Raw genomic sequence first — 10,558 nt, 5'->3', positions numbered from 1 at the left:
ATATATTACCTGTTCGTTCATATTAGGACTTTTAATTCTGAATTCCGTTTTGATGGCTGGGTGTGTATTGGAATTAAGCTAAATTAGAGGACACATAACATCGCCTATAAATGTCTTCTAATTCCCTGCGTAAATGATAGTAATTATGCACAGCCCTCATATTGTGATACCTTTTCTTCCCGGCCCTAAATATTAGGGCCGGGTCTTTTTTGCATATTGGGCAGTCACATGGCAGGGGGCTATCTATAGTGGCCTTTTCTTTCACTTTCGAATCCTTGAGCTTGTATTGGCGAAGTGGATTGCTATATAGAAGGCAGTTGTACATAGCTACTTTCATTGGGCGGGAAGAGTCGATGGACCTAATTCCCATTGCCATAAGCTCCGCTGTGACATCCAGGCCTGAAATGCCAAATACATGCAGGTCCGGCCCAACAACACTGGCCGCCGCCCGTACTCTCTCCAAAATAATGTCCGCTTTATATATAGTGGCCAGGGATCCAATGCCAAGGTGGTCGAAACCGGCCCTGGACAGCTCATTGGCACAAAATGTTATGGTGTTGTAAGAATTTCCCTGAATTACACCCATAGATTTGAAATTTGGCGGCAGGCCAGCTGACTTAAACAATTGTATGAACTCATAGGCGTTTGCCACAGTTGACTCAATTTTACGATATACATCCATGGTGTCCATGTTCCCGGGGGGCAGCGGTGTATCAAGGTGGCACAAGATAGTTGGCACAGCAGAGCCCTTTGATATATTTAGCTGCAGGTTAAATATTTGTGACTGTGTAGGAGTCCACCTTGGATTAGATAAAGCGGCAAATGCCCCGCTGTCTACCATGAGCTTGGTAGGCTGAACTGGAAAGCGGCTTATATCCCATGACTGCGACACATGGGCTAGGCTAATCAAAATACTGCAGTTTTCAAAGTATGTCTGGTAGAAAGGGTCACTGTCCGACCAACACATAAAAAAGTCAATCAATTTAAGGTAACCTCTTTTCTATTCATGAACATTTGTTATAATATAATATAACAAATGTTATATTATAAAGCAACATATTTACATATAACATGAATGAATAACAAAGGAGGCGCTTGTAGTTGCTATTTAAGACTGTATACGGGCCAGAGTTGGAATGCATTTATGAATTTTTAAGGGAGAGCGGACCAATAGATAGGGAGAGTCTTTATAGGGTCTTTCTTCCATTGGTGGACGGCGAGATGGGGTCCCGGGCAAACCTTGACGATGCCCTGACTTTTCTTACATCGGGGGGAATGCTCAAAAAGAGCGAGTTTGGCAAATATGAGGTGGTAGGCGGGGAGCTTAGCTTTAAGCTACTACTTCTATCAAACTTAAGAAAAATACAGCTAGGCAACGTGGACCCCGTCCATCCATTGGACCCCTGGTTTCTCGGTCTGGCTGACGGGCTTTTTGTAAGACCTGGCAGGGCACTTGCATTTGGACTTCACCAGGCTGCTAATGCTCTTGATTTACCAGAGGCCTTAAGTGATGAGAAAGTTAATGCCTGGAGAAGGGTTTTGGAGTTTCTTGGCGTAGGCAGTAGGGTTGCCTCTGGCTTCCTATGCTGGTACCGTCCCGAGATGGTTTTGGAGATTATAGCGCTTTGGGATGAAGATGAGGGCCCAGTCCAAAAACTTCTTGAAGAGCATATTAGCAGGTTTTTTCCATGGGAGAGCGAAGCGGGGGACATCTCCCCGCCACTTAGCGCCCCGTTAAAAAACTTAGAGAACATGGGCTACATAAAGCTAGAGGAAAGGCAGGACTTACCCAGCAGGTCATACTTTGGAGATAAAAAAATTAAGTGGGTAAAAAAGGGGGTTGACATTAATTGCTTCCATGCATCAAAGAAAGCAGTTTAAGTCTGTTTGTTGCTACCGCTGACCAGCGGTTTTTACTAGGCGAGGACATTTTTCTGCGCACCCACTTCCCCGTAACTATGAGGAGGTTTAGGCCTGGCAGCGGGACTATTTGGTCGGAAGGAGACCTTCTGCGTGAGCTAGAGTCTGCCCCTGCAGCGACTCCTTCCGGGAATCAAACCTATGTTCTGTATGGGGCAGCCGGATCAGGAAAGTCCGAGGTGATCCGGTGGCTTGAGTGCAATATTAGAAGGGCTGGCAGTCGCCCCTTCGCTTTAAGGATATCCAGAACAGAGCTTGACCCGGTTAAAATTTTACAAAAAATACTTAGCCAATTCAAGGGTCTCAGCCTTAATGAGGCTATTTATCATCAGTGGGAGGACCTACGTAAAAAGCCTGTCACCCTTGCAAATCATCTGGTCTGGTCTGCCCTCGGGAAAATGCTGCCCAGCGATAGCGAAATTATTCCGATAAGCTATAGGCTACGTCCTATTATTGAAGATAACCTACGACTTAATTTTTCTGGCATCGACAGCCCAACTGAAATAGAAGACCGTACCCCTGAGCTAATCTCTCTAGAAGACCTTGAAGAATTAACAAGGCAAAGCTCCATATCTATCGATATTGAATGCGAACAACTCAGATATTTAATGGCCCGGGAACTAGAGCATGCAGTTCTTGGGGGCTATAACTTTGTAGAGACTTTAAAGTCAATTAGCCAGGAGCTTATGGTCAGGGAGGGGATTCGCCCACTGCTGCTTATCGATGACCTTGTTCAGTCGATGAATATTTACTCTACAGACTTGCTTGACTTTTTTATTACCATGGAGGAGGGAAATTGGGACATAGTTTTAGGGCTTACTCCAGCCTCCTTTGAAAGCAGCAAGAGGGGAAGAGAGATTTTAAATAGGATAAATACTCTGGACACTTTTGATGACCGGCTTATTAAGCTCTGGCTTACCGATGATCAGGGCCATGACTCATACTTTATCAATATCAAGAACTGCCATCTCTACGCCGAGAAGTATCTTATGGAGTGTAAGAGGCTGACTGGATTTAGTTGTGATGGAGGGTGCTCCCTGATAAAGAGGTGCGTCGCGCTGCAGATGGGCCTGAGCCAGTTACCGAGCCTTTCGCCTTTTAATCAGGCGCTCTTGGCACGTATATACAGGTCACTTCCCAGAGGCAAAGGGAAGGCCAGGTATTTCATAGCCGCGCTGGGGGACATTTTAAGGAGTATGGTTAATGGAGAGCTTTCCGGAGCGCTGGACAGTTATATTAAGAGGGAGGTTTCGGTTGATCACCCAGACCCCCTCGTGCGCCTTTTGGGTGAGGTCTATGCTCCGGATAGCTCGAGAAAAAAGGGATTTGTAAGTATCAAAGGAAAGGCCCTAAGCGCTTTAGTCGGCACTACTGGGGATGAATTTCAAGATGTGGAGGCAAGCATCTATGATCTTTCTGCTGCTCGGACACATACACCAAATAAAGTTGATGAGCCAAGCGGGGAGTTTTTGGAAATTGACACTTCAAAGGCTGCGGTAAGGGACTGGCTAGAAGGGAGGCAGGTTAATAAGGAACTCCTTAAGGGCCTTAGACTAGGCATTTCCTACCTTTGCCGCGAGCTGGCTCAGCCCTGCAACCTGATTCCTCGAAATACGTCTAGGCTTACTCCGCTGCTAAGGTGGGATGAAACAGTAGAAGGTAGCAAAATACCAGTATCTCTGGAAGGTGTTGACATATTTGAGGGAATAAAGGTGCAAAGGGCACTGGGACACGCTGCCTATCCACTTAACTATGTCCACTTAAAAAGGGGTAGGGCTAGGGAGTCCTCGCTGGAAAGTGCCCTCCAATATGATGAGATATACTACCTTTTCTACGCCGCCCAGGAATTAAAGGATAATTTGCACGCTAGGTTGGAAAAGGAACTTGGAATTCCGCCAGATGAGTTTGCCTACATCCTATTTGTGCTACTCATGGAGGTTGGGCAGGGAGGTAGGGAGAGCCCTATTCTAATCCAAAATACATGCCTCGGTGAGTCTATGGCTTACCCGGAGGATATTGCCGGGTTGCAGGTTTTTTTCCCCGAAGATATAGCTCAGGCCATAAGGGCGCTATTTAAGGACTGGTTACTGCTCCGGGAGAATATTTACGACGCAGTTCGCCTTAAGAAATTTATGAAGAAATACAAAGATGTTGACCCAATATTAGAATTAGCCAAAATTAACCCAGAAAATATTAGCCCCCAGTTCAAAATTGGTGAGATTGAATTAAGTAAGTTCGTTAACAGTATCCAGATTGTACTGAATGAACTGGCAGGGTCGGCCAGGGGAGAAAGCGCACTTAAAGAAAGGTGGCGCCTGGAAAAAATATTGGAAGTGCTTGGGGAACTGCAACATCCTGGCTCACACGTAGAGATTCAGTCCCTTTTATTATCAGTAGCATCATCGTTAGGGCTGCCCAAGCCTTTGCTTCCTGACTGGCAGGATTGCCAAAAGCTGCATTCCAGAATAAGGAGAGGGTTGAGGCGATTCTTGGGCAGGGCGGGCAGGCTAGAAATGGGCGGCCCGATTTCCGCCCACAGATTCATGCTGTCGTTAGGCGAAATCGACAGGCAGTCTGATTATGTGGCCATGAAGGAGATTCACCGCCTTTTTGAACTGGCTGTGTCACGGATAGAGGGTGCCGGGACTGAGCTATGGGCAGTGGCCGAGAGTATCGGGGTTGCCGGGCATCTGGCCATAAGTCAGTACTGGGGTATTGACATTGTGCAACCCATAAAAGATGGCAGGTGGGATTTAGAGTATTTTACTCAATTGGCCAGGCGTGCGCAGGAGGTGGCCATTAGCAAGAGATACTTAAATTGCCTTGAAATGGCTTCTCCGTATATTGATCACCAGCTTGCTGAAGAGGCTGAGGTTGTGGCATCCATTTTGGAGATTATAATATCTCAAAACATTTCTCCTAAATTTTTAAATAGAATTAAGGTAGCCATGGGACAGTGCCGGGAATATAGCGGATCTATTGAGAAAATTCTTAAGCTGGATGGATTTAACGACTCTTGGGATGATCTTATACCTGCTATAAGGGATGCGCACCAGAGAATTAATGGTGAGAGGCTAAAGGGGATGCTGCTTAATATTTGCCAAGAGTGGCTAGCCTACATAGAAAATTTAGTTCAATTGGCCAAGTGCCTGGGGATTGCCGGTGGCAGTCTGACAGTGCTATGTGGGCAGGTCGCCCACATTCTGCAGGGTGTTGAAGAAAAGGATGAGGGAGCAGAAATAGCAAGGGCACTATATGAGGCTGGCTTACATTTAAAGAGACTGCCTGGCTCCGCGCAAATTGCATGTCAGATTAACGGCAACCAGCAGGCCGACTATTTGTGGCTTCTAGATATACTTTTAGCACCCCAGTCTCCTGAAATTGCCCTTTCTAGCATTTCCCTTGAGGGACTTCATACATTTGGCCAGATGTACCCTGCTCTGGCAGATGCGATCAAGATTAAAATGTATCTTTCCTTAAGTAATTGAAGCTTTTTAAAATTACCATTTAGCTAATCCCCCGAATATTTGTATTTTTTTACCGCACAATGTGCTATTCTATAATATAGACACAGGAAAGTCAGGGGGTAGCAATGGAAGAGCAGTCACTATTAAAATTACTTGGGAATGTGATTAGAAGTCAAAGAAAAGAAATGAAGCTTTCCCAGGAGTCCCTGGCCAAAAAGATAGATGGTAAAAAAGACAAGTCATACATTTGTAACATTGAAAGTGGCGCAAAAGATATTAGGTTAACAAGCTTAGATGCCTTGGCGAGCGCATTGGGCCTAAGGTTGTGGGAGCTTATGAAAATTGTGGATGATGTAAGTGCTCAGCCAGATGCGCTCCGCAATTTCTTAAGCTTTATAAAAAAAGCAGGATGTGAGATAAAGGAAGAAGAGCTAAGTGTAATTGAGAGGATTAAGGTGAATGGCAGCCCTCCAAAGGACAAGGATATGTACCTTTTACTATGGCTTTTGCTTAAAAAAATTTCGAATAAAGGAGTGCCAGAAAAATTTAAGGTGGAAATCTCTAAGGCAGATGGTGAAATAATTGGCAAATTCACGGTACATTTGGACTAGGCTAAAAATATGGCACAATGAACATTACAGGGATTACCCATGGAGGTCCCAGGACGTTAGCGCCTGGGGCATTTTACTGGCAGAAATGCTTTTAAGGAGAACAGACAGTCCAACGGTGGCAAAGATTTTTCCGACACTATACTCAGCCTACCCCCACACCGCAGTATATGTCGGAGGCAAGCATAGAGGAAATAGTAGATTATATAAGGCCTTTGGGACTATGGGACCAAAGAAGTAAGGCTCTTATGGAGTTATCAGAGGCCTTTATTAGATATCACCGGGGAAAAGTACCCAGCAATCTTAATAGACTTCTCACCCTTCCCCATGTGGGTCCCTATGTGGCCGGGGCCGTTATGGTTTTTGCCTTTGGGAGGCCGACCCCTATGCCCGATGTGAATATTATAAGAATAATGTCTAGATTTTTTTGTCTTCCTGATAAAACCCCAGGGGATATTGGTGCCCTGGCTGATGCTGCTCTTGCCCATTGCCCGCGGGGCAGGGCAAGGGACTTCTTTTATGCCCTGCTAGATCTTGGATCAGCCCACTGTCGGTCCCGCCCACGGTGCCCGGGGTGTCCACTGGAGAAAAGGTGTCTTTCTAGGTGTGGAGTACCCTTAATGCCTGCAGCCCATTTTACATATTATAAGGTGGCAGAGGAAAAAGGAGACTATGCTACATAACTTCTTCATATTGAATAGGGTCTTTAGTCCCAGCATCACTAAATCCCTTAAGCCTTAGCTGGCAGGAGTCGCAAATGCCGCAGGCCCTTTCTCTGCCTTGATAGCAGCTAGTTGTAAGATGAAGGGGTGACTTGTTTTTAAGTCCTAATTTTACTATTTCTCCTTTTGACATATGTATCAGCGGAGACTCTATTTTTATTTGAGCACCTTTATCGGATGTAGTTGCTCCAAGTCGTATAACTTCTTGAAAGGCCTGAATAAACTGGGGGCGGCAGTCAGGGTAACCGGAATAGTCTAGCGCGTTAACCCCGATATATATTATCTCAGCCCGAATTGACTCTGCGTATCCAGTGGCCATTGATAGAAACACTGCATTTCTAAAGGGAACATAGGTTACAGGAATGCCCTCGGCTAGTTCCTCCTGGCTTCTATTAACGGGCACATTTATTCTGTCCGATGTAAGTGCACTTTCTCCAATGGCCCTAAAAAAATCAATGTCCACAACTAGGTGCTTGTTGCAGCCATAATAATCAGCCACTTTTCTGGCCTGCTCTACTTCTTTATTGTGTCGCTGCCCGTAAGCAAATGTAAGAGGAAAAACATCATAGCCCTTACTTTTGGCAATTGACATGCAAACAGTGCTATCAAGCCCGCCTGATAGAATTACAACCGCCTTTTTCACTACTTTTTCCACCTCCAGCTAATTTATTGAGTATAAAAAGAAACTAACCTAGTGAATTTCGTAATACACTGCACTGGTGTCCCGAGATTCCGAAACTAAAACCTTAACGATGGTGACTCCTTCCCCCATAGTTGATAATTTATCACTTAGCATCTGATAAAAGTACTTTGCAATGTTTTCTGATGAGGGGTTAATTTCATTAAACGGCTCCAAGTCATTGATTAACTTGTGATCGAAGGAGTCAGTTGACTCTTTAATTATCTTTTTTATGTCGTTAAAATCGGCCAGGAGACCAATTTCGTTTAGTTTCTCACCCCTTAGGGTTACCTCTACCCTCCATGTGTGGCCGTGGATATTGGAGCACTTTCCTTTATATCCCCTTAAAAAATGTGCAGAGTCAATGAAATTTGCAACAGTTATTTCAAACAAAATAATTCCCCCTTTGAGAAGAATTTTCTCTGCGAGTTTCCCTAAAACCTTTATATTTTTACATTATTTAATAAATACTGTTTGCGCGTGCTTTGCTGCCTCCGGGTTTGCTGTAACTTAAGAACCATCTTTTAAAATTTGCTATGTCCAGTTGAGTAGCGTTCTCCCCGGTTCCATCCCTCCGATCCCCGTGGTATACCCCTCTTCGGATGTAAGCGTAAACTATGGCAGCGGATTGTCAGCGAATCGGCAGAATGAGAAAATATCCCAAAGAGTCTGAGAGTCACCAAAAGAGTCTAAGGGAGACACTCAGATAGAAAGGGAGTGTCTCAAATGGAGCAGAGCCTGCAAGCCATAAGCGCGAACCAGCGCCTGGCTGAATGGAGCGAGCGCATCTCATCCTGCCGGAACAGCGGAATAAGCGTCAAACAATGGTGTCAGGAACACGAGATTGCAGAGAAAACATATTATTATTGGCAACGCCGTGTGTTTCAGGCATTGACCGCACAACAGGAGCCATACTTTGCCAGAGTACCTGTAGAACGCCCAAATGGCCGCCAGGAAGTAGCGGTAACTGTGCGCATAGGAAATGCGGAAGCCGACATCTACACCGGCGCTGATGCGGCAACAATTGAGGCAAGCTGCCGCGCGCTGAAATCATGCTAAATGATTTTACCGGAGTTGACTACATCTATATTGCTTGCGGGTACACCCGATTCTCCTTTTTAATAAGGAATCGGCTGGCCCCCATAAATGCAACGTACTAATAAAGGTGTCAATTGAGCTTTAACATTATGCATGGTATAATTTTACAAAAGATGTTTATTTCCCCGTTACCAGATGGAAGGGGGCTTAAAGGTGAGTACAAAAACTGAGGAAGAATTGACTACCTATTACACAAATAAGTATCCATTAACGTTTACGGAGGATTTTTCTGAAGCTGATACAGATTTAACTAGACGATATCAGGAAGCATGGGAACTGGCCAAGAGATCTGCGGCCCTTTTGAAAAAAAGTTTTGGGGCCAAGAAAGTCGTGGTATTTGACTTTTTGACCAAACGTTCCTGGTCACACCCTGGTCCGATGTAGACCTGGTGGCATGGGGCGTCCCTAACGATAAATTCTATGCAGCGGTGAGCAGTAACCGGCCTAACTACAGATTTCAAAGTTGACCTGGTTGATGTCGGGGATTGTCGGGAATCCTTTCGTAAAGCGATTGAAGCTGAGGGAATTGAAATATGAAAATGTTATAGGAAATATTTACCATGACATTTAAATTAAGCGATTTTGCTTATACCCCCGTTAGTGGTATATGTTAAGCAACCGGTTTTACCGTATAATAAAAGTAAAAAGTTGACAAAGTTCACTCGGAGGGATAATTATGTTGCCAGTAAAAAAGAAAGTTGAACCTGATGGTAGGATCGCAATTGGAGAGGTGTTAAGGATGGCTAAAATTCAACCGGGCGATTGGGTGGAGATTATCCCTACTAACAATAAAGTAACCATCAAGATAACCAAACGAAGGAAGCCGAAAGGAGCTGTTAGAGCCGCTGCAGGTATCTTAAAGGATCGCGACAGCTTGGTGGAGGAGATGTTACGAGTTAGGGAGGATGAAGATGATCGGCCGGGCACCAGTATCTAATAAATTTGTGGTCGATACTAACATAGTTATTTATACCCTAAAAGGTATAAAAAAGATAGTTAAGGTAATGGAAAATTAGAAGATGATAACATAGAAATTTATTATTCAACAATAGTCGAAGCAGAACTATTTTCCTTCCATGAGCTGACAGAAGAGCAAAGAGTAAAGGTTAGAGGCATTTTGGAGCTCGGAGAAATAATTGATGTGGATTCTGAAATCGCGTTAAAAGCAGCTGAACTAGGTGCTTTAAGCAGGAAAAATTATCAGCGGAAGCTCAAATTACCTGATGCTATTGTTGCGGCTATAGCTTCTGTGCATTCTGCAGTCTTGATTACACGTAATGTCGAAGACTTTAACTTTTTACGTGAGCATGGTTTACGTATTTGGGACCCATTTGAAAGCGATAAGAATATTTTGGGGATATAAGTTTATTGACTTATAGAAGCTTGTCTGAAGAAAATAAAGCGGAAAAGGGCGGTTTCGACCATTTCATGCTGAAGGAGATACATGAGCAGCCCAGCGCCCTAAAGGACACCTTAAGTGGCAGGATTAACCACGAGGGAACCGGCGTGGTGCTGAACGAAATAAACATGACCCCGGAAGAGATAAGAATATATCGAAAATATACATTACCGCCTGCGGCACCGCCAGCCACGCCGGACTGGTGGGCAAACACGTCATTGAAAAACTGGCCAGGATACCGGTGGAGCTTGAAATAGCATCGGAGTTCCGCTACCGCGACCCCATGGTGGACGACAGAACGCTGCTGATCGTGGTGAGCCAGTCCGGCGAGACCGCCGACACCCTGGCCGCCATGCGGGAGGCCAGAAGGCGGGGGGCCAGGGCCATAGCGGTGACCAACGTGGTGGACAGCACCGCGGCCCGGGAGGCCGACTACGTGCTGTACACCTGGGCGGGGCCGAAAATAGCCGTGGCCTCCACCAAGGCCTACACCACCCAACTCATGGCCATGTACCTGCTGGCGCTCTATTTTGCGGAAAACAGGGGCACCCTGCCACCCGGGGAAGCCCGGGCCATCATCACCGAAATGAGAAAACTCAGCGACAAGGTGAAGTCCATACTGGAAAACGGCAAGGCCATCGACGAATTCGTGGAGAAGTACTCCC

Annotated in this window: 9 protein-coding genes and 3 pseudogenes; 9 read left to right on the top strand and 3 right to left on the bottom strand. The window is 45.4% G+C overall.

The window, feature by feature from the left end:
• Positions 1-73 precede the first annotated feature (73 nt).
• Positions 74-982 (bottom strand): tRNA-guanine transglycosylase, encoded by a 909-nt coding sequence (locus DCCM_RS00110; protein ID WP_104370448.1) that lies wholly within the window; start codon positions 980-982, stop codon positions 74-76.
• Positions 983-1,101: 119 nt separating this feature from the next.
• On the opposite strand from DCCM_RS00110, the gene DCCM_RS00105 reads away from it, so the two are divergent.
• The 4 genes and pseudogenes from DCCM_RS00105 to DCCM_RS19615 form a co-directional block, all read left to right on the top strand.
• Positions 1,102-1,881 (top strand): hypothetical protein, encoded by a 780-nt coding sequence (locus DCCM_RS00105; RefSeq protein WP_104370447.1) that lies wholly within the window; start codon positions 1,102-1,104, stop codon positions 1,879-1,881.
• Positions 1,851-5,408, top strand: a complete 3,558-nt coding sequence (locus tag DCCM_RS00100) for a hypothetical protein (RefSeq protein WP_104370446.1) — start codon at positions 1,851-1,853, stop codon at positions 5,406-5,408. Before DCCM_RS00105 ends, DCCM_RS00100 begins: the two co-directional genes overlap by 31 nt.
• A gap of 104 nt (positions 5,409-5,512) precedes the next feature.
• Positions 5,513-5,998, top strand: a complete 486-nt coding sequence (locus tag DCCM_RS00095; protein ID WP_104370445.1) for a helix-turn-helix domain-containing protein — start codon at positions 5,513-5,515, stop codon at positions 5,996-5,998.
• A 122-nt stretch (positions 5,999-6,120) separates the two neighbouring features.
• Positions 6,121-6,678: pseudogene (locus DCCM_RS19615) on the top strand (endonuclease III domain-containing protein); the annotation flags it as partial.
• On the opposite strand, the gene queC reads toward DCCM_RS19615, so the two are convergent.
• A complete protein-coding gene (gene queC, locus DCCM_RS00085) occupies positions 6,671-7,360 on the bottom strand; it encodes a 7-cyano-7-deazaguanine synthase QueC (protein WP_104370443.1) in 690 nt (229 codons plus the stop codon). The pseudogene DCCM_RS19615 and the gene queC sit on opposite strands and share 8 nt — an antisense overlap.
• A 48-nt stretch (positions 7,361-7,408) precedes the next feature.
• Positions 7,409-7,789 (bottom strand): 6-carboxytetrahydropterin synthase QueD, encoded by a 381-nt coding sequence (gene queD / locus DCCM_RS00080; protein ID WP_104370442.1) that lies wholly within the window; start codon positions 7,787-7,789, stop codon positions 7,409-7,411.
• A gap of 333 nt (positions 7,790-8,122) precedes the next feature.
• On the opposite strand from queD, the gene tnpA reads away from it, so the two are divergent.
• The 5 genes and pseudogenes from tnpA to DCCM_RS00055 all read left to right on the top strand — a co-directional run.
• Positions 8,123-8,455 carry an IS66 family insertion sequence element accessory protein TnpA gene (gene tnpA / locus DCCM_RS00075; RefSeq protein ID WP_104370441.1) on the top strand — a complete coding sequence of 111 codons (333 nt, stop codon included), beginning with the start codon at positions 8,123-8,125 and terminating at the stop codon, positions 8,453-8,455.
• 192 nt (positions 8,456-8,647) lie between these two features.
• Positions 8,648-8,878, top strand: coding sequence for a hypothetical protein (locus DCCM_RS18930; RefSeq protein ID WP_207655512.1), 231 nt, complete (start codon positions 8,648-8,650; stop codon positions 8,876-8,878).
• A 292-nt stretch (positions 8,879-9,170) separates the two neighbouring features.
• Positions 9,171-9,431 (top strand): hypothetical protein, encoded by a 261-nt coding sequence (locus DCCM_RS00065; protein ID WP_104370440.1) that lies wholly within the window; start codon positions 9,171-9,173, stop codon positions 9,429-9,431.
• Between the two features lie 87 nt (positions 9,432-9,518).
• Positions 9,519-9,857, top strand: a pseudogene (locus DCCM_RS00060) (type II toxin-antitoxin system VapC family toxin); the annotation flags it as partial.
• Positions 9,858-9,892: 35 nt separating this feature from the next.
• Positions 9,893-10,558 (top strand): annotated as a pseudogene (locus DCCM_RS00055) (SIS domain-containing protein); the annotation flags it as partial.

It is taken from the genome of Desulfocucumis palustris, from assembly GCF_002933875.1.
GTDB classification, from domain to species: Bacteria; Bacillota; Desulfotomaculia; order Desulfotomaculales; family Desulfocucumaceae; genus Desulfocucumis; species Desulfocucumis palustris.
This window is presented reverse-complemented; position numbering and strand designations above follow the sequence as displayed.

What these genes read in the sequence shown, in the direction of transcription:
- DCCM_RS00095 (WP_104370445.1), top strand. Translation starts at nt 5,513, where the DNA reads ATGGAAGAGCAGTCACTATTAAAATTACTTGGGAATGTGATTAGAAGT.
- tnpA (WP_104370441.1), top strand. Translation starts at nt 8,123, where the DNA reads ATGGAGCAGAGCCTGCAAGCCATAAGCGCGAACCAGCGCCTGGCTGAA.
- DCCM_RS00065 (WP_104370440.1), top strand. Translation starts at nt 9,171, where the DNA reads ATGTTGCCAGTAAAAAAGAAAGTTGAACCTGATGGTAGGATCGCAATT.